General features: G+C 34.7%; 1 rRNA gene. It reads left to right on the forward strand.

Features of this window, described 5'->3' with window-relative positions:
- Positions 1-87, forward strand: a 23S ribosomal RNA gene (locus ACHRV5_RS22480); the annotation flags it as partial.
- Positions 88-259: the final 172 nt, after the last annotated feature.

The raw sequence follows: 259 nt of genomic DNA on the forward strand, positions 1-259 counted from the left end.
GTGGAAGATGACCACGTTGATAGGCTATAGATGTAAAGGCAGTAATGTCATAGTCGAGTAGTACTAATAATCCGTAAGCTTATGTACACCCTTTTCCCCACACTTCGGTGTGGGGAAGAAACTTTCTAAAATAAAATACTTTCTTTATCTCAGTATGTTAAGATATTGTTGCAATTATTTAATTATTAATATTAAATTTTTAATTAATTGTACGTTACCTCAAGTAACAACGACCTTAAGGTGGTTATTGCGGCGGGGC

It is taken from the genome of Flavobacterium sp. FlaQc-52 (assembly GCF_044007495.1).
In the GTDB taxonomy this organism is placed as follows: domain Bacteria; phylum Bacteroidota; class Bacteroidia; order Flavobacteriales; family Flavobacteriaceae; genus Flavobacterium; species Flavobacterium cupriresistens.